The 25,172-nt window shown below is 71.2% G+C and carries 17 protein-coding genes; 11 read left to right on the top strand and 6 right to left on the bottom strand.

Annotated features, from left to right (window positions below):
* The first annotated feature begins 62 nt into the window (after positions 1-62).
* The gene (glgX, locus tag AC1XX3_RS12775; protein ID WP_483322099.1) at positions 63-2,162 is read left to right on the top strand and encodes a glycogen debranching protein GlgX; all 2,100 of its coding nucleotides are present in this window, start codon (positions 63-65) and stop codon (positions 2,160-2,162) included.
* Positions 2,163-2,164: 2 nt separating this feature from the next.
* Positions 2,165-3,172, top strand: coding sequence for an alpha/beta hydrolase (locus AC1XX3_RS12770; protein ID WP_483321521.1), 1,008 nt, complete (start codon positions 2,165-2,167; stop codon positions 3,170-3,172).
* Between the two features lie 109 nt (positions 3,173-3,281).
* Here AC1XX3_RS12770 and glgP read toward each other — a convergent pair whose 3' ends face one another.
* Positions 3,282-5,861 carry an alpha-glucan family phosphorylase gene (glgP, locus tag AC1XX3_RS12765; protein WP_483321520.1) on the bottom strand — a complete coding sequence of 860 codons (2,580 nt, stop codon included), beginning with the start codon at positions 5,859-5,861 and terminating at the stop codon, positions 3,282-3,284.
* A gap of 247 nt (positions 5,862-6,108) precedes the next feature.
* Here glgP and AC1XX3_RS12760 point away from each other — a divergent pair, with 247 nt between their 5' ends.
* The 3 genes from AC1XX3_RS12760 (at position 6,109) to glgB (ending at position 11,954) form a co-directional block, all read left to right on the top strand.
* Positions 6,109-8,124 (top strand): alpha-1,4-glucan--maltose-1-phosphate maltosyltransferase, encoded by a 2,016-nt coding sequence (locus AC1XX3_RS12760; protein WP_483322098.1) that lies wholly within the window; start codon positions 6,109-6,111, stop codon positions 8,122-8,124.
* 148 nt (positions 8,125-8,272) lie between these two features.
* Positions 8,273-9,787, top strand: coding sequence for a maltokinase N-terminal cap-like domain-containing protein (locus tag AC1XX3_RS12755; protein ID WP_483321519.1), 1,515 nt, complete (start codon positions 8,273-8,275; stop codon positions 9,785-9,787).
* Positions 9,788-9,797: 10 nt separating this feature from the next.
* Positions 9,798-11,954 carry a 1,4-alpha-glucan branching protein GlgB gene (gene glgB, locus AC1XX3_RS12750; RefSeq protein WP_483321518.1) on the top strand — a complete coding sequence of 719 codons (2,157 nt, stop codon included), beginning with the start codon at positions 9,798-9,800 and terminating at the stop codon, positions 11,952-11,954.
* A gap of 36 nt (positions 11,955-11,990) precedes the next feature.
* On the opposite strand, the gene AC1XX3_RS12745 is transcribed toward glgB, so the two are convergent.
* Positions 11,991-12,932: a tetratricopeptide repeat protein gene (locus AC1XX3_RS12745; RefSeq protein WP_483321517.1), complete on the bottom strand. Its 942-nt coding sequence runs from the start codon at positions 12,930-12,932 to the stop codon at positions 11,991-11,993.
* Positions 12,933-13,028: 96 nt separating this feature from the next.
* On the opposite strand from AC1XX3_RS12745, the gene pgm reads away from it, so the two are divergent.
* From pgm to AC1XX3_RS12720, 5 genes are all read left to right on the top strand, one after another.
* The gene (gene pgm, locus AC1XX3_RS12740; protein ID WP_483321516.1) at positions 13,029-14,663 is read left to right on the top strand and encodes a phosphoglucomutase (alpha-D-glucose-1,6-bisphosphate-dependent); all 1,635 of its coding nucleotides are present in this window, start codon (positions 13,029-13,031) and stop codon (positions 14,661-14,663) included.
* Between the two features lie 138 nt (positions 14,664-14,801).
* A complete protein-coding gene (locus AC1XX3_RS12735; protein ID WP_483321515.1) occupies positions 14,802-16,007 on the top strand; it encodes an inorganic phosphate transporter in 1,206 nt (401 codons plus the stop codon).
* 10 nt (positions 16,008-16,017) lie between these two features.
* Entirely contained in the window at positions 16,018-16,287 is a 270-nt protein-coding gene (locus AC1XX3_RS12730) for a hypothetical protein (RefSeq protein ID WP_483321514.1), read from the top strand.
* Positions 16,287-16,643 (top strand): DUF3349 domain-containing protein, encoded by a 357-nt coding sequence (locus AC1XX3_RS12725; RefSeq protein ID WP_483321513.1) that lies wholly within the window; start codon positions 16,287-16,289, stop codon positions 16,641-16,643. The genes AC1XX3_RS12730 and AC1XX3_RS12725 overlap by 1 nt, the downstream gene beginning before the upstream one ends.
* An 8-nt stretch (positions 16,644-16,651) precedes the next feature.
* Complete coding sequence (locus AC1XX3_RS12720) at positions 16,652-16,951, top strand: DUF3349 domain-containing protein (RefSeq protein ID WP_483321512.1); 300 nt, start codon at positions 16,652-16,654, stop codon at positions 16,949-16,951.
* A 47-nt stretch (positions 16,952-16,998) separates the two neighbouring features.
* On the opposite strand, the gene AC1XX3_RS12715 is transcribed toward AC1XX3_RS12720, so the two are convergent.
* The 3 genes from AC1XX3_RS12715 to AC1XX3_RS12705 form a co-directional block, all read right to left on the bottom strand.
* Positions 16,999-18,633: an NAD-binding protein gene (locus AC1XX3_RS12715; RefSeq protein WP_483321511.1), complete on the bottom strand. Its 1,635-nt coding sequence runs from the start codon at positions 18,631-18,633 to the stop codon at positions 16,999-17,001.
* A 69-nt stretch (positions 18,634-18,702) separates the two neighbouring features.
* Positions 18,703-20,406 (bottom strand): coenzyme B12-dependent isobutyryl-CoA mutase large subunit, encoded by a 1,704-nt coding sequence (gene icmA / locus AC1XX3_RS12710; protein ID WP_483321510.1) that lies wholly within the window; start codon positions 20,404-20,406, stop codon positions 18,703-18,705.
* Positions 20,407-20,500: 94 nt separating this feature from the next.
* On the bottom strand, positions 20,501-22,450 hold the full coding sequence (locus tag AC1XX3_RS12705; protein WP_483321509.1) for a glycoside hydrolase family 127 protein: 1,950 nt from the start codon (positions 22,448-22,450) through the stop codon (positions 20,501-20,503).
* Positions 22,451-22,743: 293 nt separating this feature from the next.
* Here AC1XX3_RS12705 and AC1XX3_RS12700 point away from each other — a divergent pair, with 293 nt between their 5' ends.
* Complete coding sequence (locus AC1XX3_RS12700; RefSeq protein WP_483321508.1) at positions 22,744-24,030, top strand: cytidylyltransferase domain-containing protein; 1,287 nt, start codon at positions 22,744-22,746, stop codon at positions 24,028-24,030.
* Here AC1XX3_RS12700 and AC1XX3_RS12695 read toward each other — a convergent pair.
* On the bottom strand, positions 23,927-25,171 hold the full coding sequence (locus AC1XX3_RS12695) for a DUF6716 putative glycosyltransferase (RefSeq protein WP_483321507.1): 1,245 nt from the start codon (positions 25,169-25,171) through the stop codon (positions 23,927-23,929). The two genes, AC1XX3_RS12700 and AC1XX3_RS12695, sit on opposite strands and share 104 nt — an antisense overlap.
* Position 25,172 lies beyond the last annotated feature (1 nt).

Raw genomic sequence — 25,172 nt, 5'->3', positions numbered from 1 at the left:
GATCCACCCGCTCGACCGCACCACCGACCGCCGCGCCGCCCGACTGAAAGCCTGAGATGACCATCACCACCCCGCCTCCCGCCCCGACCGACTCTCGCGTCCTCGGCGCGCACGTCCACGACGGGGGGACCTCGTTCGGCCTCTGGGCTCCTCGGGCCACCCGGGTCGAGCTCGCCCTGGTCGCCGCCGACCGCAGCCAGACCAACCACGACCTGCACCGCGGTGCCGACGGAGTCTGGACCGTGCACGTCGCCGGTGTCGGGCCGGAGCAGCGCTACGGCTTCCGGGTCCACGGCGAGTGGGACCCCGACGCCGGCGCCCGGTTCAATCCGGCCAAGCTGCTGCTGGACCCGTATGCGCGCGCCATCACCGGCGGGGTCGACTACTCCGGGCCGATTCTCGACCACGTCGCCGAGTCCGACTACATCCCCGACACCACCGACTCGTTCGCCGCCGTGCCGCTGAGCGTGGTGGTCGCTGACTCGCCACCCCCGGAGCCGATCGCGGAGCCGACTCCGATGGAGTCGTCGGTCATCTATGAGATGCATGTCAAGGGCTACACCCGGCTGCATCCGTTGGTGCCCGAGCACCTGCGCGGGACGTACGCCGGCCTCGCCTACCCGGCCGTCATCGCGCACCTGGTCGAGCTCGGCGTGACAGCGGTGGAGCTGCTGCCGATCCACCACTTCGTCTCCGAGCCGTTCCTGATCAGCCGCGGGCTGAGCAACTACTGGGGCTACAACTCCCTCGGCTTCTTCGCCCCGCACGCCGCGTACTGCTCGGAGGGGACGATGGGCGAGCAGGTCCGCGAGTTCAAGCAGATGGTGTCCGCGCTGCATGCGGCCGGCATCGAGGTGATCTTGGACGTGGTCTACAACCACACCGGCGAAGGCGGTCACGAAGGCCCGACCCTGGCCTTCCGCGGGATCGACCACCGCGGCTACTACCGGCTCACCGCCGACCAGCGAACCGACTTCGACGTCACCGGCTGCGGCAACTCGGTCGACACCTCCCAGCCCGGCGTACTGCGGATGGTGTTGGACTCGCTGCGCTACTGGGTCACCGAGATGGGCGTGGACGGGTTCCGCTTCGACCTGGTCACCGCCCTGGTGCGCGACTCGCAGCACCACGTCGTCCATGATCATCCGTTCAAGGTCGCGCTTCGCGAGGACCCGGTGCTGAGCCGGGTCAAGATCATCGCCGAGCCGTGGGACCTCGGCCCGTACGGTTATCAGGTCGGCTCGTTCGGGCCCGGCTGGAGTGAGTGGAACGACAGGTTCCGCAACTTCGCCCGCGACTTCTGGCGCGGCAACGGCCCGGTCTCAGAGCTCGCACCCCGGCTGGCCGGCTCACCTGACCTGTTCGGCCAGGCGGACCGTCCGGTGTCGACGAGCATCAACTTCGTCACGGCTCACGACGGGTTCACCCTGCGCGACCTGGTCACCTACGACGTCAAGCACAACGGCGCCAACGGCGAATCCAACCGCGACGGCTCCGACGACAACCGGTCCTGGAACTGTGGCTGGGAGGGCGAGTCCGACGACCAAGCCGTTAACGCTCTGCGGCGTCGGCAGACCAAGAACCTGATGGCGACCCTGCTGTTGGCCAGTGGCGTGCCGATGATCACCGCGGGCGACGAGCTGGGGCGTACGCAGCAGGGCAACAACAACGCCTACTGCCAGGACTCCCCCATCTCCTGGGTGCACTGGGACACCCAGCAGGCCTGGGGCGGGCTGACTGCGCTGACCAAGCAGCTGCTCCACCTGCGGGCTGCCCATCCGGTGCTGCGGCCGAGGAGCTTCCGGCACGGCGAGCCGATCCTCGGCGCTGACCAGGAACCGACCGGCCGGCGCAACCTCGCCTGGTTCGGTGGCGGACGCGGCGAGATGCAGCCCGCCGAGTGGCAGGACCCCAACCGTCGCACGCTCGGCATGTACGTCGCCGACGACCGGCCCGAGCGCGACCACGAGGAGGCGTTCCTGGTCTGGTTCCACGCCGGTGCCGAGCCGATCCAGGTGGAGCTGCCCGACGGCCCGTGGGCCACGTCCTACCGGGTGGTGGCGCACACCGGCGAGCCGGGCGAGCTGCCCGACTCACCGCTGCTCGCGGGGAGCGGGCTGCAGCTGCCCGGCCGCACCGTGGTCGTCCTGCAGGTCGGCTGAGCGTGGCCCGCCGCTTCCGCCGCGCCGTCTCGTCGTCCGCCACGGTCGGGCTGAACCGTCGGCTGCGACTGTTCATCGCCCTGGCGCGGCGGATGCCGCATCCGGACCCGCCGCCGCAGCGCTACCTGGAGCGGGCCCGGGCCGAGCCCCGACCCGTACGGCTCGGGCGCTGGGTGATGGGCCCCCCGACCCGCGACGTGGCGATCGAGGACCGCACGCTGGCGCTGTCGAACACCGTGGTCCGGTTGCGGCTCTATCGCCCGCGTACGGCGGCGAGCGGTCCACGGCCGATGGTGGTGAACTTCCACGGCGGCGGCTTCGTCTTCGGCAACCTGGTCCAGACCGACTGGCTCTGCAGCCAGGTCGCGGTCCGGACCGGCTCCGTGGTCGCCTCGGTCACCTACCGGCTGGCGCCACCGCATCTGGCCCCGGCGGCCGCCACCGACTGCCAGGAGTCGACTCGCTGGCTGATCGAGCACGCCGCCGAGCTCGGCGCCGATCCGCGGCAGGTCAGCGTGATGGGGGCCAGCGCCGGCGGCAACCTGGCAGCACTGGTGGCGCTGGCGCACCGCGACCGGTGCCGGGCGGACCCGAGCGTGCCCCCGTTGCGGCACCAGGTGCTGTTCTACCCCGCCACGGACCTGACCCTGTCCTCGCCGTCGGTCACCGAGCTGGCCGACGCGCCCGTGCTGAGCCGACCGATCCTGGACTGGTACGGGCGGCAGTATCTGCCGCACGACCACCCCGACGGACTACGCGCCGACGACCCGCGGGTCAGTCCGCTGTTCCACCCCGACCTGACCGGAGTCGCGCCGGCGCTGGTGATCGCGGCCGGCCGGGATCCACTGCGCGACGACGCCGTCCGCTACGCCGCAGCCCTGGAGTCGGCGGGGGTGCCTACCCGGTTGGTGCGCTATCCCGACGCGGTGCACGGCTTCGTGTCGATGCCCCGGCTGGCGCCGGAGGCCGCACGAGCCGTGGCCGCGGTCGTGACAGAGCTCACCGACTGACTCGCCCGCTGCACTCAGTGCAGCGGGCCATCAGTGCTGCGGGCCATCAGTGCAGCGGGCCATCAGTGCAGCGGGCCATCAGTGCAGATTGCACTGAATGCTGCGTGGATCAGTGCTGCGCCGCCGACGGCGGCACCGCCATCTCCGCCGGGACGGTGGACAGGCCCATCTCCGCCACGCTGACCAGTTCCGGGTGGTGCGGGACGACCCGGACGGTATAGCCGATGGCGCCCGAGCGACGAGCCTCCACCATGCCTTCGTAGCGCCGCAGACCGTTGCCCGCATCGGTGCCGTTCTCGAACGGCGTCACGATCGTGTCCCGCAGCGCGTCGTTGGCATCGACCCGACCGGTGACCAGCTGGACCTCCACGTCGTCCGGCGAGAGCTCACCCAGCCGCACCAGAACGCTGACGTGGATCTGGGTGCCGACCTCGATCGACTCACCAGCGAGGCTCTCGACATGGTCGACGACGACACCCGGCCAGCCGGCACGCACCCGGCGCTTCCAGGCGGCCAGCGCCACCGCGGCCTGCGGCTCCCGCTCGATCTGGTGGGACGAGCCCGCCGCCGGGGTGTAGAGCGTGGTGACGTAGTCGCGCACCATCCGCGACGCCAGCACCTTGGGGCCGAGACCGGCCACGGTGTCGCGGATCATCTGGATCCAGCGCTCCGGCAGGCCGTGGCTGTCCACCTCGTAGAAGCGGGGGACGATCTCGTTCTCGATGATGTCGTAGAGCGCCCGCGCCTCGAGCTCGTCGCGTCGGTCGGGGTCGTCCACGCCCTCCGCCGAGGGGATCTCCCAGCCGAAGGCCGGGTCGAACCACTCATCCCACCAGCCGTCGCGGATGGACAGGTTCGCCGCGCCGTTCAGCGCGGCCTTCATGCCGGAGGTGCCACAGGCCTCGTACGGGCGCAGCGGGTTGTTCATCCAGACATCGCAGCCCGGGTACAGCGGCTTGGCCATCGAGATGTCGTAGTCGGGCAGGAAGACGATCCGCTCGCGGACATCCGCCGCGTCGGCGAACTGCACCATCTGCTGGATCAGCGCCTTGCCGCCCTCGTCGGCCGGATGCGACTTGCCGGCGATGACGATCTGGATCGGCCGCTCCGGGTTGGTCAGCAGGGCCTTGAGCCGCTCGGGGTCGCGCAACATCAGGGTGAGCCGCTTGTACGACGGCACGCGACGAGCGAACCCGAAGGTGATCACGTCGGGGTCCAGCACCCCGGACACCCACTCCCCGGCCAGGCCGCGGTGGGCCGAGCTCTCGGCGAGCCGTTCCCGGGTCATTGCGATCAGGTCGGTACGCATGCTGCGCTTCAGCGACCAGATGGTCTTGGAGTCGACCTTGGCCAGACCTGACCAGTCGTAGCCATCGAGAACGGAGTCCTTGCTCGCCGAGCTCTCCAGCAGAGCCAACAGCTCGTGGTGGACCCAGGTCTGGTGGTGGACGCCGTTGGTGATCGAGGTGATCGGCACCTCGGAGGTGTCGAACGAGCTCCACAGCCCGTGGAACATCTCCCGCGACACCTCACCGTGCAGCAGCGACACTCCGTTGGCCCGCTGGCCGAGGCGGAACCCCATCACGGCCATGTTGAACTTGCCGTGGTCGCCGCCCTCGTAGTCCTCCGCCCCCAGGGCCAGCACCCGGTCCAGCGGCAGCGCGCCGAAGGAGCCGAACTGGTCGATGATCAGCTCACGCGGGAAGCGGTCGATGCCGGCGGGAACCGGGGTGTGGGTGGTGAAGACGGTGCCGGCGCGGCACCGCTCCAGGGCGGTGTCGAAGTCCAGGCCGCCCTCCATGAACTCACGGATCCGCTCCAGGCCGAGGAAGCCGGCGTGACCCTCGTTGGTGTGGAAGACCTCGGGCGCCGCCGCGCCGGTGATCCGGCAGTACTCCCGGATCGCCCGGACGCCACCGATGCCCAGCAGCACCTCCTGGGCCAGCCGATGGTCGATGCCGCCGCCGTACAGCCGGTCGGTGGTCTCGCGCTCCGCACCGGCGTTCGCCTCCACGTCGGAGTCCATCAGCAGCAGTGGCACCCGGCCGACAGACGCCACCCAGACCTGGGCGTGCAGCGTACGACCGGCCAGCGGCAGCTCGATCCGGACCGGGCCGTTGTCGTCCTGCAGCAAGGTCAGCGGCAGCTCGTTGGGGTCCAGCAGCGGATAGCGCTCCTGCTGCCAGCCGGCCGCGTTCAGCGACTGCTTGAAGTAGCCCTGGCGATAGAGCAGGCCGACGCCGATGATGGGCACGCCGAGGTCGCTGGCTGCCTTGAGGTGGTCACCAGCAAGGATTCCCAGGCCGCCCGAATACTGCGGCAGCACCTCGGTGATCCCGAACTCCGGGGAGAAGTAGCCGATCGCCGCCGGGGCGTCGGGGGTGTCCGCGGCGTAGCCCTGGTACCAGTGGTCGCCGGCGAGGTATTCCTGCAGATCGGCGTGGATCAGGGTGACGGCGCGGACGAACTTGCGGTCCTTGGCCAGCGCCTCCAGCCGATCGACCGACACCTCGGCCAGCAGCTTGACCGGGTCGTGCCCGGTCTCGGCCCACAGCACGGGGTCCACCGACGCGAAGAGCTCCTGGGTGTCGTGGTGCCACGACCAGCGAAGGTTGAGCGACAGGTCACCCAAGGGCTTCAAGGCTGCAGGGAGGACGGGACGGACATTGAATCGACGGATGGCGCGCACCCATTGACCTTAGCGGTCAGATTGCAGGCTCGGCACCGCCGCAGGCGGCGGACCCGCCCAGAGAGCCCGGAGCCGGGGCACAGCCACTCCCGAACCGGGGGTTCTTACCCTGCGGGTCGACATCTCAACCGCGGCGGCGGCCGGGTGCCGGGTGCCGGTCACGCCCGATAGGTTGTGCGGTGTGACGGCCACCTCCGCAGGAACCCCCCGCCTCAGGACTCCCGCGCCGAATTCCCCCGGCGCGCCGATCCTCCGCATCCCCGTGACCGACGTGTCGCCGGTGATCCACGGCGGCGCGTACGCCGCCAAGGCCACCGTCGGTGAGTCCATCCCGATCACCGCCACGGTGTTCCGCGAGGGGCACGACGCGGTCAACGCCTCCGTCGTGCTGACCGATCCCAGCGGGGCCGAGCACCTGGTGGCGATGGCGCCGACCACCCCGGCCGGCTTCGACCGGTGGCAGGCGATGGTCCGCCTCGACGTCGAGGGCCCCTGGACCTTCCGGGTCCAGGGGTGGAGCGACCCGTGGGCCACCTGGGTGCACACCGCGGAGATCAAGATCCCGGCCGGCATCGACGTCGCTCTGGTCTGTCGGGAGGGCAAGGCCCTGTTCGAGCGGGCCGCCGCGGCCGCCACCAAGGCCGGTGACACCACCACCGCTGCCCTGCTCAGCGCTGCCGGCCGCGAGCTGTCGTCCGCGCAGCAGGTGGAGGACCGGCTCGAGGTCGTCCTCGGCGACGACGTCCGCACCGCGATGGAACAGTACGGCCCGCGCGAGCTGGTCTCGCCGAGCCCGGACTACCCGCTGTTCTGCGACCGGAAGCGGGCCCTGTTCTCGTCCTGGTACGAGTTCTTCCCCCGCTCCCAGGGCGCCGAGTTCGACGAGGCCACCGGCACCTGGACGTCGGGCACCTTCGACTCCTCCCATGAGCGGCTCGAGGCGGCCGCCGCGATGGGCTTCGACGTGATCTATCTGCCGCCCATCCACCCGATCGGCCGATCGTTTCGCAAGGGTCCCAACAACACGCTCCAGCCGGGCCCGGCCGACCCCGGCTCGCCCTGGGCGATCGGAGCGGCCGAGGGCGGTCACGACGCCATCCACCCCGACCTCGGCGACTTCGACTCCTTCGATGCCTTCGTCGCCCGCGCCCGCGAGCTCGGCATGGAGGTGGCCCTGGACTTCGCCCTGCAGGCCTCCCCCGACCACCCGTGGGTCACCGACCACCCGGAATGGTTCGCCAAGCGCGCCGACGGGTCCATCGCCTACGCCGAGAACCCGCCGAAGAAGTATCAGGACATCTACCCCATCTACTTCGACGAGGACCGCGACGGCATCTACGCCGAGTCGCTGCGGCTGCTCCGGTTCTGGATGTCACACGGCGTCCGGATCTTCCGGGTCGACAACCCACACACCAAGCCGGTGGACTTCTGGGCCTGGATCCTCGGCGAGGTCCGCAAGACCGACCCGGACGTGATCTTCCTGGCCGAGGCGTTCACCCGGCCGGCGATGATGCACATGCTCGGCAAGGTGGGCTACCAGCAGTCGTACAGCTATTTCACCTGGCGTAACGAGAAGTGGGAGATCGTCGAATACATGACGGAGCTCACCACCGAGACCGACGCCTTCATCCGGCCGAACTTCTTCGTCAACACCCCCGATATCCTGCCGACCTTCCTGCAGACGGGCGGCCGCACGGCCTTCACCATCCGCGCTGTCCTGGCCGCCACCTTGTCCCCGGTCTGGGGCGTCTACTCGGGCTTCGAGCTGTTCGAGAACGCCGCCATCCGCCCGGGCGCCGAGGAGTATCTCGACTCCGAGAAGTTCCAGTACCGCCCCCGCGACTGGAAGGCCGCCGAGGAGAGCGGGGAGAACCTCAACCTGCTGATCGGCCTGCTGAACCGGGTACGGCGCGACCACCCCGCCCTGCAGCAGCTGCGGGACCTGCACTTCCACCACGCCCCGCACCCCGACGTGCTCGCCTACTCCAAGCGCGAGGGCGACGACGTGGTGATCGTGGTGACCAGCCTCGACCCGCACCAGGTCGTCGAGTCGGAGCTGATGCTGGACATGGCGGCGCTCGGTCTCCGGGCCGACGAGGTCTTCCTGGTGCACGACGAGATCACCGGACAGACCTGGCGGTGGGGCCAGCGGCCCTTCGTCCAGCTGACGGTGGACGACCCGGCCCACATCTTGACCCTGGTCCGGCCGGGCGCGGTGAACACGTCGACGCCGAGGCCCAGCGTGGCCGAGACCGGGCAGTAGTGACGGCGAACCGTGCGCCCCGGGTCACCGGCGCGCGGGCACCGGCGCTCGAGCCGTCCGAACCAACCAGGCCATCCGGCGTCTCGGCGCCGGCACGCCCGACCACACCGACCGGCAGGTACGTCCGGCCGCCGGTCGAAGGAGCCCCATGACTGACACCTCGTCCCCGGCGGCCCAGCTGCTGGACCACCTCAGCTCTGCTCGCTGGTTCGCGGGCAAGGGCCGGCTGCCGAGCCTGCGCTCGGTCACACCGCTGCCGTGGCTGACCGAGCCCGCCAGCTGGCCCGCGGTCCGCTTCGAGGTGGTCGAAGTGGCCTACTCCGGCGGCGACGCCGAGTCGGACTCCGCCACCGAGCTGTACCAGCTGGCAGTGGCCTACCGACCGGCGCCGCGCCCGGAGCTGGCGCACGCCGAGATCGGCCGGTTCGACGACCCCGAGCTCGGCGCGGTGGTGGCCTACGACGCCCTGCAGGATGGCGAGGCCTGCCGGGTCATCCTGACCTGCCTGATCGAGGGCCGCACCGTCACCAGCCCGACCGCCACGGTGTCCTTCCGGGTCACCGACGCCACCGGGCTCACCCCTGACCTGACGCCCACGGTGTTCACCGGGCAGCAGAGCAACACCTCGGTGATGTTCGGCGACGTCGCCATGCTCAAGGCCTTCCGCCGGCTCGAGCTGGGCCACAACCTCGACATCGAGGTCCACGACGCCCTGAGCCGCAACGGCGTCGGCGACGTCGCCCGCCTCTTCGGCTGGGCGGAGGCCACCTGGCGCTCGGCCGGTGGCCACGGCGAGCCGGTCTCGGCCGACCTAGCCATGGTGGTGGCCAAGCTGGCCGACGCGGAGGACGGCTGGGGGCTGGCCCTGGACTCGCTGCGGCAGCCGGAGACGGCGTCGTTCGCCGACGACGCCCGGCTGCTCGGCGTCGCGCTGGCCGAGATCCACGAAGCACTGCGGCGCAGCTTCGCGACGACGACGATCTCGGGTGCCGCCACCGCTGCGGTGATGACCAAGCGACTCGACGCGGCGGTGGCGATCGCGCCGGCGCTGCAGCCGTACGTGCCCGGTCTGCGCGCCCACTTCGACCGGCTGGCCGCCACCGAGCTCGCCACCCAGCGGGTGCACGGCGACTTCCATCTGGGCCAGACGCTGCGTACCCCGAGCGGCTGGAAGATCATCGACTTCGAAGGCGAGCCGGTGAAGACCCTGGCTGAACGGGCCGAGCCTGACAGCGTCTGGCGCGACCTGGCCGGCATGCTGCGGTCCTTCGACTACGCCGCCGCCAGCGTGCCCGGGCCAACCAGCGCCGCCTGGAGCGCGCGCTGCCGGCAGGCGTTCCTGAGCGGCTACCGCGGCCGAGCGCTGACCGACGACGAGCTCGCGGTGCTGCACGCCTATGAAGCCGACAAGGCGGTCTACGAGGTCGTCTACGAGGTGCGCAACCGGCCCGACTGGGTGGGCATCCCGTTGGCCGCGGTCGCTGCCTTGGCCGGCTCTCCCCCCGCGTCCACCGACGCGCGCATCATCCCCGCGTCCACCGACGCCCGCACTCCCCCCGCGTCCACCGACGCCCGCACTCCCCCCGCGTCCACCGACGCCCGCATCATCCCCGCGTCCACCGACGCCCGCACCATCCCCGCGTCCACCGACGCCCGGTCCTGAGGAGCAGAACATGGCCTACGACCCCACCGGCGGAATCACCGGATCAGAGCTGTCCGGATTCCACCAGGGACACGACACCGAGTGCTGGCGCCGACTAGGCGCACAGCCCATCACGGTGGAGGACGACGAGCGCGGCCCGGTGGCCGGCACCCGGTTCACCGTCTGGGCCCCCAACGCCCGAGCCGTACGTCTGGTCGGCGACTTCAACTGGTGGAACGGCGAGCAGTCGCAGATGCACCTGGTCCCGGGCTCGGGGGTGTGGGCCCTGTTCGTCGAGGGGGTCGGCACCGGCGCGCTCTACAAGTTCGAGGTCTGTGGCGCGGACGGGGTGTGGCGGACCAAAGCCGACCCGATGGCGCGCTTCACCGAAGCCTCACCGCACACGGCGTCGATCGTCTTCGACAGCACCTACACCTGGGGCGACGACCAGTGGATGTGGTACCGCGGTGAGAAGCGGCAGTACGCCGAGCCGATGAGCATCTACGAGGTGCACATCGGGTCGTGGCGCCAGGGCCTGACCTACCTCGAGCTGGCCGACCAGCTGGTCGAGTACGTCAGCTGGCAGGGCTACACCCATGTCGAGTTCATGCCCGTCGCCCAGCATCCGTACGAGGGGTCGTGGGGCTACCACGTCACCGGCTACTACGCCCCGATGTCGAAGTTCGGCTCCCCCGACGAGTTCCGCGCGCTGGTCGACCGGCTGCACCAGGCAGGGATCGGCGTCATCGTCGACTGGGTCCCCGGCCACTTCGCCACCGACCCCTGGGCGCTGCAGCGGTTCGACGGGACCGCCCTGTACGAGCACGAGGACCCCCGGCTCGGCTGGCATCCCGACTGGGGCTCCTACATCTTCAACTTCGGCCGCAACGAGGTGAAGAGCTTCCTCGCCTCCAACGCGTACTACTGGCTGAGCGAGTATCACATCGACGGTCTGCGGGTCGACGGCGTCGCCTCGATGCTCTATCTGGACTATTCCCGCGAGGAGGGCCAGTGGATCCCGAACCGGTTCGGCGGGCGGGAGAACCTCGACGCCGTCGCGCTGCTGCAGCAGGTCAACAAGCACAACTACCAGCGGGCGCCCGGGACGATGATGATCGCCGAGGAGTCGACGTCGTGGCCCGGGGTCACCAAGCCGGTCGACCAAGGCGGCCTGGGCTTCGGCTTCAAGTGGAACATGGGCTGGATGAACGACTCGCTGCGCTACTACGGCCGCGAGCCGCTGCACCGCCAGCACCACCACCACGAGATGACGTTCGCGATGGCGTACGCGTATTCGGAGAACTACATCTTGCCGATCAGCCATGACGAGGTGGTGCACGGCAAGGGATCGATGTTCGAACGGGTGCCGCAGGACGAGTGGCGCAAGTTCGCCACCATGCGGGCGTTCTACGCGTTCATGTGGTCCCACCCCGGCAAGCAGCTGCTCTTCATGGGCACCGAGTTCGGTCAGCAGCGCGAGTTCTCCGAGTCCCGCAGCCTCGACTGGGAGCAGTCCGCGGACTGGGGCCACCGGGGCGTGCAGCGGCTGGTCAAGGACCTGAACGCCATCTACACCGCACATCCGGCGCTGTACAAGCTGGACACCGACCCGGCCGGGTTCTCCTGGATCGACGCCGACGACCAGGGCGGCAACGTCTTCTCGTTCCTGCGCTATGACGGTGAGGGACAGATGATCGCCTGCCTGGCGAACTTCTCCGCCGTGCCTCGCCCGGACTACCGGATCGGGCTGCCCGCCGAGGGCGTCTGGACGGAGATCCTCAACACCGACGCAGCCAGCTACGACGGCTCCGGCACCGTCGGCAACCTCGGCCAGGTCGAGGCCACCGCGGTCCCCTCCCATGGTTATCCGGCGTCGGCCACCGTGGCCATCCCGCCGATGGGCGCGGTCTGGCTGCTGCTGGAGCCGACGGTCACCGAGGAGCAGCCCGAGCCGGCGAAGGCGGCGGCCGGGGTCAAGGCGGCTGCCAAGTCAGCGTCGCCGCGGTCCCGGGCGGCCGCCACGAAGGCACCCGCCGCCGAGGCTGGCCCAGCGGGCGACGTCGCCGCCGACGTCGAGGTGCCGACCGGACCGCACGCCGCCACGACGACAGCGGGTCGCCGCAAGAAGCCCACGTCAGCGGGCAAGGCCGGGGCCAAGAAGGCCTCCCGGCCGCGGTCGGGGTCCTGACCCGCGGGCCTGATGACCGTCAGAACCTGATGACCGTCAGAACAGGGCGGTCATCAGGTCACGCCGCGCCTTGAGCACCCGCTCGTCGGTGTTGCCGAGCGTCTCGAACAGCTCCAGCAGGCGTACCCGCAGCAGGTCGCGCTCCTCGCCGTAGTGGGTGCGGATCAGTCCGACCAGACGGGCGAAGGCGGCCTCCGGCTGGCCGAGGACAACCTCGACGTCGGCGGCGTCGAGGTGGGTCTGCAGCTCGGCGTCCGGACGGGCCGCCGCGGCCAGCACGACGGTGGTGTCCAGGTTGGCCGTCCGCGCCAGCAGCCCGGCCTGCGCCTTGCCGGCCAGCGCCTCGGCGTCCGCCGGGTTGGCCTGCAACAGCTTGTCGAACTCGTCCCGGGCGGCGGCGAAGTCGCCCCGCTCCAGAGCCGCGTCGGCCTCGGCGAAGCGGGGGTCCGGCACGTCGTCGGCCGGCGCCTCGACCGCGCCGCCGACCGGCTCCGCCCGACCAACGATGCCGTTCGCAACCGCTGCCTTGACCAGCTCGTCGAGATAGGCGCGGACCTGCTCGACCGGCAGCACACCCTGGAACAGCGGTGCGAGCTGGCCGCCGATGACCCCGACCACCGTGGGCACGGCCTGGAGACCCAGCGCCGAGGCGATCTGCGGGGAGGCGTCCACGTCGAGGCGGGCCACCACGAACTTGCCGGCGGCCTCGTCCGCCAGCGCGGCCAGCGCGTCGGACAGCTGCTGTCCGGTGGAGACCCGCGGGGAGTAGAACTCGACCACGATCGGGTACTGCACCGAGGGCCGCATCACCTCGGCGTCGAAGGTCTGTTCGGTGACTTCGACCACGTACGCCCCGGCGCCGGTCCCCCCGCCGGCCGGGCTGTGGCCACCCGACGCCGGAGCGGCGGGCCGCTGCGCGCGCGCGGCGAGCTGGGAGAGGTCGATGGCTCCGGGACGGTTGAAGCTGGAGGCGCTCATGCCCCCATCCTGTCAAAGCGGTGCTGGCCGAACCAACTCAGGGACATTCCCGCCCCGGCCGATCTGCGGCGGCGCGGATATGGGCAGAATGGCTGCATGGCTCACCCCCGCGCCGGCCAGCCGGCCCTCCCCGAAGACCTCATCGACGTCGATGCCGTGATCGGCGCCTACTACGACCTCCGGCCGGACCCCGCCAACCCCGACCAGCAGGTCGTCTTCGGCACGTCGGGGCACCGGGGATCGAGCCTGGACACCGCCTTCAACGACGCCCACATCGCCGCCACCACGCAGGCGATCGTGGAGTATCGGACGTCGCAGGGGATCACCGGTCCGCTGTTCATCGGCAAGGACACCCACGCCCTCTCCGGCCCGGCCTGGACCACCGCGATCGAGGTGCTGGCGGCCAACGGGGTGACGGTCTGCGCCGAGAACGACGACGAGTACACGCCTACCCCGGCGGTGTCGCGCGCGATCGTGGTGCACAACGCCACGGCTGCCGCGGGTCGGCTCGCGGACGGCATCGTGGTCACCCCCTCACACAACCCGCCCCGCGACGGCGGCTTCAAATACAACCCACCGCACGGCGGGCCGGCCGACAGTGACGCCACTCGCGTCATCGCCGCCCGCGCCAACGAGCTGCTGGCCGACCCGTCGGCGATCCGTCGCTCGCAGTTCGCGGCAGTGAGTGCCGACCTGCACCGGTTCGACTACCGGGGCCGCTACTGCGACGATCTCGCCCTCGCCCTGAACCTGGACGCGGTACGGGAGGCAGGAGTCCGGATCGGCGCCGACCCGCTCGGCGGGGCCAGCGTGCAGTACTGGGGCTATCTGGCCGAGCACCTCGGGCTGGACCTGACGGTGGTGAACGCCACGGTGGACCCGCGCTGGGCCTTCATGACCTTGGACACCGACGGCAAGATCCGGATGGACTGCTCCTCGCCGAACGCCATGGCCAGCCTGATCGCCAACCGCGACGCGTACGACATCTCCACCGGCAACGACGCCGACGCGGACCGGCACGGCATCGTCACCCCCGACGCCGGCCTGCTCAACCCGAACGCCTATCTGGCGGTCGCGATCCAGTATCTCTACGCCCACCGCGACGGCTGGAACTCGAGCGCCGGGATCGGCAAGACCCTGGTCTCCTCCTCGATGATCGACCGGGTCGCCGAGGGTCTGGGCCGCCGCCTCGTCGAGGTGCCGGTGGGCTTCAAGTGGTTCGTCGACGGCCTCCGCTCGGGCAGCCTCGGTTTCGGCGGCGAGGAGTCCGCCGGTGCGTCGTTCCTGGCCCTGGACGGGAGCACCTGGACAACCGACAAGGACGGCATCCTGCTGGCGCTGCTGGCCAGTGAGATCCAGGCCGTCACCGGCTCGTCGCCGAGCCAGCTCTACGCCGCGCTGACCGCGGAGCACGGCGCGCCGGCGTACGCCCGCGTCGATGCCCCAGCCGACCGCGCGCAGAAAGCGAAGCTGGCCAAGCTCGACGCCTCGGCGGTGACCGCCACCGAACTGGCCGGGGAGAAGATCACCGCCGTGCTCACCCGGGCGCCGGGCAACGACGCCGCCATCGGAGGTCTCAAGGTCTGCACCGAGTCGGCCTGGTTCGCCGCCCGCCCGTCGGGGACCGAGGACGTGTACAAGATCTACGCCGAGTCGTTCCGGGGCCCCGAGCACCTGGCGTCGGTGCAGGACGAGGCACGCTCGGTGGTCGCGGCGACCCTCGGCGGGTAGGGCATCTGGGCTGAGGATGTAGTGCCGACGGTGCCGACGTAACCAGTCGGGAGTGCTCAGATGAACACTCGATGAACCATCGTCGGAGAACCCGCTTTCTGGTTCCACCGGCCGGCGCCACGCCGTCACGATGAGAGCGTGACCGAAGCCTTCTTCATCCTCGCGATCGTCGTCGTCACCGCGCTCGCGTTCGACTTCACCAACGGCTTCCACGACACCGCGAACGCCATGGCCACCTCGATCGCCACCGGAGCGCTGAAGCCGAAGGCCGCCGTCGCCCTGTCCGCCGTGCTGAACCTGGTCGGCGCCTTCCTCTCCATCGAGGTAGCGCTCACCGTCAGCAACAAGGTGGTCAACATCCAAGGTTCCGACGGCGCCCCGATCGCCGACCTGATGGGCACCCCGATCCTCACCATCGTCTTCGCCGGTCTGGTCGGCGGCATCTTGTGGAACCTGATGACCTGGTTGCTCGGGTTGCCGTCGTCGTCCTCACACGCCCTGTTCGGCGGACTGATCGGATCGGCCATCGCCGCCCTGGGGACGAGTGGGGTGAAGTGGGACGGGGTCGTCTCCTCGATCATCGTCCCGGCCGTCGCCGCGCCGGTGGTCGCCGGACTGGTCGCCGCGACCGGCACCGGGCTGATCTTTCGGATCGCGGCCGGGGTGCCCGAGGCACGCCGCGAGAAGGGCTTCCGCTGGGGCCAGATCGGCTCGGCGTCACTGGTGTCGCTGGCGCACGGCACCAACGACGCCCAGAAGACCATGGGCGTCATCACCCTGGCCCTGATCGCCTATGGCAGCTGGACCGATCTGGCGGCCATCCCGTTCTGGGTCAAGGCCGCCTGCGCCATCGCGATCGCCGCCGGCACCTATCTCGGCGGATGGCGGGTGATCCGCACCCTGGGCAAGGGCCTGGTCGAGATCAGCTCACCCCAGGGGATGGCCGCCGAGGCGTCGTCCGCCGCCATCATCTTGTCCTCCAGCCACCTCGGCATGGCGTTGTCCACCACCCACGTCGCCACCGGCTCCATCCTCGGCTCCGGGGTGGGCCGCAAGGGCGCCACGGTGCGTTGGGGCGTCGCCGGCCGGATGGCCGTCGCGTGGCTGACCACGCTGCCCGCTGCGGCCCTGGTCGGCGCGGCCTGCTGGTTCACCGTCGACCTGATCGGCGGTGGCATCGGCGTCGCCGTCGTGTTCGCCGTTCTGCTGGCCGTCTCGCTGGCGATGTTGCGCCACTCCCGCAAGCAGCCGGTCAACTCCACCAACGTCAACGCCGAGTGGGACGGCTCCCTGGTGCCGGCCGCCCCGTCCGCCACCGTCCCCGCCACCCACAGCCCCGTCTGAGAGGACTGACATGGACACCCTCCTCACATCGCTGGAATCCCTCTGGCAGGTCGTCGCCGTGGGCCTGCTGCTCGGCGCCGGCCTGCCGGCCCTGTTCGCCCTCGGCCTGCGGTCGCTCTCCGCCGGTCGTCTGGTACTGGCCGGCGGCGACAACGGCGGAGCTACCAGCCGGCCGAGCCCTCTCGGGATCGCCGGTGCCGCCGTGTGCTTCACGGTGATCGCCGCCGCCGTGCTGTTCGGCATCGTGGTCATCGTCTTCGGCAAGCAGCTGTTCGGCTGATGGCCACCACCGCAGAGAGCCCCGGGGTGATCGGGCGGGTGCTGGGCTGGTTGGAAGCCGGCTATCCACTCGGTGTGCCGCGCCAGGACCGGTTCGCGCTGGTCGCGCTGCTCAAGCGCCGCCTCACCGACGAGCAGGTACGGTCGGTGGCCTCCCGCCTCACCGACGACCAGCTCGCCATCGCCGCCGCCGACCCGTCCCGGCCGGTGGACCCGATCACCGCCGACGAGATCGAGGCGCTGATCGCCCACGTACTGTCGGACGCCCCATCCCCCGACGACATCGCGCGGGTCTCCGCCCGGCTCGCCGCCGGGGGGTGGCCGCTCGGCCAGGCCGAGGACCCGAAGGACTCCTAGGAGCGTTCGTGCCGAGACCCCACCTGCTGACCAGGATCATCGGCTGGCTGCGCTCCGGCTACCCCGCCACCACCCCCGAGCCCGAGGACGTAGCGCTGAGGGTCGTCCTGCGCCGGCGCCTGACCGCGGCCGAGGTGACCGCGATCGCTGTTCGGCTCGCCGCCGACGCCCGGTTCCCGATCGACGACGTGGACATCGGCGTGCTGATCACCCAGACCACCGATGAGCTCCCCCGCCAGGAGGATGTTCACCGGGTGCGGACGCGGCTGGCCAGTGGCGGCTGGCCACTGGCCGACCCGCGTCACTGAAGCCCGGCACCATCCCGCGCGGTCCCCGCGGTCCGCGGCGGAACCGCTCAGCTGCGGCTCGGTGGATGCTTGGTGGCCAGCAGCAGCCGGGCCAGCCCGGACCGGGTCGCGACCAGCGCCAACCTGTCCCCCACTGCCACCGGCCGCTCGCCCCACTGCCAGTCCCACTGGTCGCCGCCCTGCGGGCTGACCGCCAGAATCCGGCTCGTCCCCGCCTGCTCCAGCTCGTGGATCCGCTTGCCGGGCGCCCCCGAACCGGGCTGGATGGTGATCTCGGTGAAGAGCACCACCCGGCGCCCGATCGGGAAGATGATCTCCTTGCGGCGCCCCAGCGCGGCGGCGGCGAACGCCGGTGCGGCCAACATCGAGACGCTGCGGGTGGCCCCCAACCCGAGACGTCGCTCGACGCGGCTGGCCAGGTCATGGTCGAAGAGCCGGGCGACCACCCGGACATCCGGGTTCGCGTGCTTGGCCACCAGACCGATCTCGAGGTTGACGGCCTCGTCGTCGGTGACCGCGAGCACGGCCGCGGCGCGGCCGATCCCGGCGGCCTCCTGGGCCGCCGCGTCGCTCGCCTCACCGATCACCACCGGGATCTTCAGCCGCCGCGCCCGCAGCACCCCGACCGCGTGCTCATCACGTTCCACCGCCACCACCGCCAGCCCGCGGGCCTTCAGCCGGGCGGCCACCGACGTACCGATCCGGCCCAGGCCACAGACCACGACATGGTTGCGTGGCCGGCCCCGGACACCGCCGGTGAGGGCGGCGAGCCGGGCACTGATCAAGGCGTCGACGATCACCGCGGTGATACCCGAGGAGAGCACCAGCCCGAACAGCTGGATGACGACGGCGCCGAACCGGAACCGCATCGACAGGTTCTCGACGTCCAGGCCGGTATCGGTCGAGGCGGTCAGCGCGCGGTAGAGCGCTGTCAGCCAGTCAGAGCCGTCGAGGTGGAAATACAAGGTGCTGAGGACGATCAACGCGATCAGTCCGGTCAGCACGAGCCGGAGCCGACGGTCGAAGAGGTGGGTCACGGCGCCGAACATGCCCGACTGGCGCACCGTGGTACGCGATGACCCGGTGATCTCGGTGCCGAGCACGATGTCACCGTCGCCGGAAGGCAGGACGGCGTCGATGCCTGACAGGGCACTGTCGGCCAGCACCGCCAGCCGCTGGCCGCCGATCCGGTCCCGTGGGCCGGCCGCGACCAACCGGCCGCCGATCTCGAACGCGGCGGTGTCCGGGGTGGCCAGCGCCGCGGCGACGAACGCGGGGGCGGCCAGCTCGGCCGAGGACAACACGGTGCACTCCCCCAGCAACGGGCCGAGCTTCTCGCCCAGCTGGGGGTTGGCCATCTCGATCACCAGCCGAAGCTGCGGGTTGAGCTCCTCGACCGCGAGTGCCACCCGGACCGCACGGACATCGTTGTCCCCGACGATCACCGCGGCCTTCGCCTCGGCCACCCCGGCCCGCACCAGGTCGGCCTCACGGACCGAGCCGGAGAGGATGACCTCCGCCCCGAGCAGCCGCAGGTCGGCCACCACATCGGCGTCGGTGCTGGCGTCGGCGATCACCACCAGCTCCTCGCCGGCGCGCTCCAGCTCCTCGACCAACCGCACTGCGGTCGTGTCGGCCCCGATCACCACGACGTGCTGAGCGAGCTGGAGCGGCGACGTCATGGCGAACATCGTAGGGGCGTACCGCGTCGCTCTCGGTCGAGGAGAGGCCGCGCGGGGTGCCGGCGGCGCTCAGAAGCGCGCGAGCTCGGTGTAGCCACCCCACTCGGCGCGGAGCGCGTCGCAGATCTCGCCCAGCGTCGCCTCGGCGCGGACCGCAGCCAGCATCGGTTCGACCAGGTTGCCGGTGCCCCGCGCGACCTCGACCATCGCCGCCAGCCGTCGGCGTACCTCCGCGTCGTCGCGCGCCGCACGGCGGGCGGTCAGGGCGGCGACCTGCTCAGTCTCCACCTCGTGCCCGACCCGCAGGATCTGCAGCTCGCCGGTCACCGTGGCGGTGTGGCAGTTCACCCCCACGACGCGCTTGTCACCCTTCTCCAGCTGCGTCTGGTATTGGAACGCCGCCTCCGCGATCTCCCCGGTGAACCAACCGGTCTCGATGCCGTGCAGCAGCCCTGAGGTCATCGGACCGATCGGGTGGTCGCGTTCCTCGCCGCCTCCCATCGCCAGGATCCGGGCGAAGATCGCCTCCGCCTCGGCCTCCAACCGGTCGGTCAGTGCCTCGACATACCAGGAGCCGCCGAGCGGGTCGGCGACGTTGAGCACGCCGGTCTCCTCGGCGATCACCTGCTGGGTCCGCAGTGCGACCTCGGCCGACTCCGCGGTGGGCAGGGCCAGCGTCTCGTCCAAGGCGTTGGTGTGCAGCGAGCTGGTCCCGCCCAGCACCGCCGACAACGCCTCCACGGCGGTGCGGACCACGTTGTTGTACGGCTGCTGGGCGGTGAGCGAGACTCCGGCGGTCTGGGTGTGGAACCGCAGGCCCTGCGCCTTGGCGGTGGTGGCGCCGTACCGGTCCCGTAGCCAGCGGGCCCAGATCCGCCGCGCGGCGCGGAACTTGGCGATCTCCTCGAAGAAGTCGAGGTGGGCGTCGAAGAAGAAGCTCAGTCCGGGCGCGAAGACATCGACGTCGAGACCGCGGGAGAGCCCCAGCTCGACGTAGCCGAAGCCGTCGGCCAGGGTGAAGGCCAGCTCCTGCGCGGCCGTGGAGCCGGCCTCACGGATGTGATAGCCCGAGACGCTGAGCGGCTTGTAGGCCGCGATGGTGCGACTGCAGTACTCCATCAGGTCGCCGATCAGCCGCAGATGCGGCTCCGGAGCGAACAGCCACTCCTTCTGGGCGATGTACTCCTTGAAGATGTCGGTCTGCAGGGTGCCGTTCAGGGTGGCGATGTCGACGCCTTGTCGTTCGGCCGCGACCAGATACATGCAGAACACCGGCACGGCGGGGCCGGAGATGGTCATCGAGGTGGTGACGCCGTCCAGCGGGATGCCGGCGAACAGCCGCTCCATGTCGGCGGCCGAGTCGATCGCCACACCGCAGTGCCCGACCTCGCCGAGGCTGACCGGGTCGTCGGAGTCGCGGCCCATCAGGGTGGGCATGTCGAAGGCGACACTGAGGCCGCCACCCCCGGCGGCCAGGATCATCCGGTAGCGCTCGTTGGTCTGCTCGGCGTTGCCGAAGCCGGCGAACTGACGGATGGTCCAGGCACGCCCCCGATAGCCGCTGGCGTGCAGCCCTCGGGTGAAGGGGAACTCACCCGGCCACCCGATCCGCTCCATCCGCGGGTCGGCGTCGGCCTCCTCGGGGCCGTAGACGGGGTCGACCTCCGCCCCGGACAGGGTGGTGAAGTCGGCGTCGCGGACCTGGCCGCGAGCCTGGGCCGCGGCGAACGCGGCCGCCCAGCGCTGCCGACCGGTCGAGGGGCTGGACGTCATGGCGAACCTCCACTATGAGCTGCGCGTCCGGGCGAGCTACGTTCGGACTGCCCAAACTACCCGGCCGGCTGAGCAGCGGGGCCCTCGGTCGAGCTCAGTCCTTCGCCACCGGGAGCCACACCCGCATCGCCCCCAGCTCACGGTTGGCCCAGGCGTAGTACGGCACCGCCGTCAGGGCGAGTGCGCCGCCCGGGTCCGCCGCGACGTCGCCACCTCGATACTCCCGGTACGGCCACCCGTCGTCGAGATGACCTCCACCGCGCCGACCGGTGGCGGCCAGCGCGGTGACCCCGCCGAGCAGCTCGGGGCGGTGCCGTGCAGTGATCCCGGCCGGCACCAGCTCGGCGTCGTCGAGGACCACATCCACCGCCTGGTCGACCTGCTCGAAGGCGTAGACCAACGGGCCACGTTCCAGCGCCACCGAGGAGCGCAGGTCATCGATCCGCGGGTCAGCCTGCACCACCCGCACCGCCAGCGGCAGCTCCAACACGACCTGGTCCCCGGCCGTCCACGACCGGTCCAGGACCAGGTAGCCCGGGGCGGCCGGCCGGACGTCCCCGTTCACCGCCACGGTGGCGCCGCCGGCCCAGGCCGGCACCCGTAGCGACAGCGTGGCCGAGACCGACGGCGCCGCCCCGATGGTGATCGCCACCCGGCCGTCCCACGGATAGTCGGTGCTGACCTCCACCTCAAAGCCCCCGCCGTCCAAGGTGCCGGTGGCGTACTGGTGGATCTGCAGACCGTTCTCGTCGGACGAGGCGAGATAGCCGGCCAGGCTGGCGAAGGTCCGCATGATGTTGGGCGGGCAGCAGGCGCAGTCGAACCAGCCGAGCCGTCCGCCCACCGGCGTCCGGTGCTCGTCGGCGTGCGCGCCGTGGCGCACCTGCAGCGTGTTGACGTAGAAGTACTCCGTGCCGGCCAGGGACACCCCGGCGAGGAAGCCGTTGTAGAGCATCCGCTCGACGGCGTCGGCGTAGCAGGAGTCACCGGTCGCGAGCAGCATCCGCCAGGCCCACTGGATGCCGCCGATGGCGGCGCAGGTCTCGGCGTAGGCCCGATCCGAGGCCAGCTCGTACGGGTCGCCGAACGCCTCGCCCTCCCAGCGCGAGCCCAGCCCGCCGGTGAGGTAGGTCTTGGTCGCCCACATCTGCCGGAACTGCCCGGCCAACGCCGCCAGCAGCTCAGTGTCGCCGGTCTCGGTGGCGAGGTCAGCGGCCCCCGCCCCGAGATAGACGGCCCGGACAGCGTGGCCCTCGACCGTGGTCGCCGCCCGCACCGGAACCCGGTCGGAGAAGTAGGTCGGTGCCTTGCCATGCCGGGCGATCAGGCCATGACCACGCGCCTCGACGAAATAGCGGGCCAGCTCCAGGTAGGCCTTCGTCCCGGTCTCTCGGAAGAGCTCCACCAAGGCCATCTCGATCACGGGGTGGCCGTCCACGTCGTGGTGCTTGTCCTCGCCGAAGGTGGCCACCAGATGGTCGGCGACCCGGATCGCCACCTCCAGCAGCGCCCGGTCACCGGTGCAGCGCGACTGCGCCACCGCGGCCTGGATCAGGTGCCCCGCACAGTAGTGCTCGTGGCTCCAGTCCAGATCCCGGTAGCGTCCGTCGCGGCCGTAGCGGATGGTCACCACGGAGTCGAGATAACCGTCGTCCTGCTGCGCTGCCGCCACCAGGGCCGTGACCTCGGACTGCATGCGCGCCAGCTCCGGGTCGGGGTTGCGGGCGTACTCCCAGGCGACGGCCTCCAGCCACTTGTAGACATCGGAGTCGGCGAAGATCGGACCGATCGCGTCGCCGTCCGCGGACCCGGCGGCGATCCGGAAGTTCTGCAGGTTCCCGGCCGCCTCCAACCGCTCGAGCCCGGACCGGATCGCCCCGGTGGCGTTGGCCTGCAGCCGCGGGGCCCAGAACCCGCCGGTGATCGCCGCCGCGTCCAGCCCCAGCGGCTGCCACCGGGCGGCGGCGCTCACGGTGGGCCGCGCGGGGCTCTGCCGACTGGACCCCTGGAACGTCCCGGGAGCGGATGTGGTCACAGTGCTCATGGTCTCTCCGTCGAGTGGACTGGCCGCCACCGCCCGTTGCCCTGGTCGCCGATGGTGCTCGGAACGTTAGGGCCCGCGACCGGGTTCCGCAACCCCAGCCAACCCGCGTTTCCGCCGCTGCAGTAGGCGGCTTTCCGGCCAGTCGGATGACCGCGGCGTGAGCGCGACGCATCACCTGAGCCTCTGCCTCAGCAGCGATGCGAGTCGTCCTCCCACCCAGACGCCCACTCGTCATCGGCCGGGGTACATCTGGAGTTCACCTCGTCGACAGGTGCGCGCCGTACGTTTCCGCCATGACAGCGACACCCCCGATTCGGACCGTGGCGATCATCCCGGCGCGCGGCGGGTCCAAGGGCATCCCGGGCAAGAACCTGCGCCGGGTCGGCGGTGTCACTCTGGTCGGGCGCGCGGTGGCGGCCTGCCTGGCCGCGGACCAGATCGATGCGGTCTACGTCTCCACCGACGACGACGCGATCGCGGATTCGGTCCGGGCGGCGGGGGCCCGGGTGATCATCCGCCCGGCCGCTCTGGCCGGCGACGTGGCCACCTCCGAGTCCGCCCTGCTGCACGGCCTCGACGTGCTGGCTGAGGCCGGGGTGCGCCCCGCGGTGCTGGTCCTCGTCCAGTGCACCAGCCCGTTCATCGACCCCTGCGACCTCGACGCCGGTGTCGCTCTGGTCCGGGCCGGCACCGTCGACACCGCTTTCTCTGGGCTGGCGACCTATGAGTTCCTCTGGCGCGATCTCGACCACCACACCGAACCGGGCAGCGGAGCCGTCCGGGGCCAGAATCACGACGCCGCCTTCCGGCCGCGTCGCCAGGATCGACGACCGGACTTCCGCGAGACGGGCGCGTTCTATGTGATGGACGCGGCCGGGTTCCGTCAGCACCGGCACCGCTTCTTCGGGCGTACCGGCGTGGTTCCGGTCGCCGAGCTGACGGCGGTGGAGATCGACTCGACGCCCGAGCTGCTGCTGGCCGACGCGCTCGCCACCATCGTGGGCCCGCCCCGCCCGGCCGCCGCGCTGGGGGACGTGGATGCCGTGGTCACCGACTTCGACGGCGTCCACACCACCGACACCGCCTACGTCGATGAGACGGGCCGGGAATCGGTTCGGGTCAGTCGCAGCGACGGGCTCGGGGTCGCTCGGCTGCGCGCCACCGGCGTACCGCTGCTCATCGTGTCCAAGGAGCGCAACCCGGTCGTGGCTGTCCGGGCGGCCAAGCTGGGGGTCGAGGTGCTGCAGGGCGTGGACGACAAGGCCGCTGCCCTGCGCCGGTGGCTGACCGACCATGGGTTGGACGCCGACCGGGTGGCCTATCTCGGCAACGACGTCAACGACCTCGCCCCGATGGCGGTGGTCGGCTGGCCGGTGGCCGTGGCCGACGCCCACCCCGAGGTCCGCACGGCCGCGCGGCTGGTGCTGGGCCGAGCCGGCGGTCGTGGCGCCGTACGGGAGCTGTGCGATCTGGTGGTCAGCGCCCGGACGGGGGCCGGCGAGGCACCGGTCGCAGCCGCCGCGTCAGGTCCCGGCCCTGCTGCAGCCGAGCCCACACCGGTCGGGGCAGCGCCAGTCTGAGTCGGCGCCGCAGTGCCGACCCCGGCGAACCCACCGCCGGCCGTGGCGGGGTCGGCAGCGCACCGGCCGCACGGCGTTCGAGCAGGGTCTCCAGCTGCCGCAGCCAGTCGGCCTCGGAGTCGGGGTGGAAGTAGTTCTCCCGCAGCCAGTCCGGGTCCGGACGCCGAAACTCCCCGGCGCGCACCTCGGCCAAGGTGCCGAGGCAGCCCGAGTCGGCGAACACCTCGTTGAGCAGCTCCGGCGAGACACCGAAGTCGGACAGCACGCACACCTCGAGCCCGGCGGCCAGCGCCTCCAGCGCCGCGGTCGAGGAGACCGTGACCAGCGCTCGGGCCGAGGCCAGGGCGGTGGCCATGGGCCCGTCGGCAAACCGGACGTCCGCTGCCGCCACCCGGCCTTCGCCGACCAGACGCTGCCAGAGCTCCGGGTACGGGTGCTCCTCGCGGTGGGTCTGCTGCTCACCCCGGCCGGCGCGGACCTTGACCACCGCGGTCAGCGGCCGCTGCAGCTGGGCCAACGCCAGCAGCACCGCCTCCCGCTCCGCCGCCGTCGCCGGGACCTTCGCCTGGGCCGCGAAGACCACGTCGTCGCCACCGGCGCCCAGCTCGAAGGGGACACCGTCGCCCAGCCCGAAGGGGACACCGTCGCCCGCTCGGGCCAGGAAGGGCAGCCGGGCCAGCCCCACCGACAGCGACGGCGCCAGAGTCTGGGCCAGGGCGGCGAAGTCCCGCTGCTCGCGATGGCTGTGGACAATGACGAGGTCGCACCCGGCCCGCAGCTGCACAGCCCGCGCCGTGGCCGGGATGCTCATCCCCGGCAGACCGGTGACCAGCACCGGCCGCCGCCCGGCCGCGGTGCTTCCGCGGCGCAGTGCCGGCAGACCGCTGAGGGCTCGTACCACCGGCCCGGTGCAGCCGAGCAGCACGACCTCGGGCCGGCTGGCGCGCAGCCGTGCCGCCAGCGCGCTGGCGGGAAGCCTCACCACCTCCTGGCTGGTGGCGGCCCGGACCTGAGCCGGCGACGGCGCGATCGGGTTGTCCACCACGACGAGCTCACGGTGCCAGTCCGCGGGCAGCGCGGCGAGCGTCGCTGCGCTCCACTTCAGATAGGAGTCCGAGTCGGCGACGGCGAGGACCCGCACG

The sequence above is a fragment of the Microlunatus sp. M237 genome, from assembly GCF_056896895.1.
Note: the sequence above shows the minus strand (reverse complement) of the source record. Positions and strands in the feature narration are given on the sequence as shown.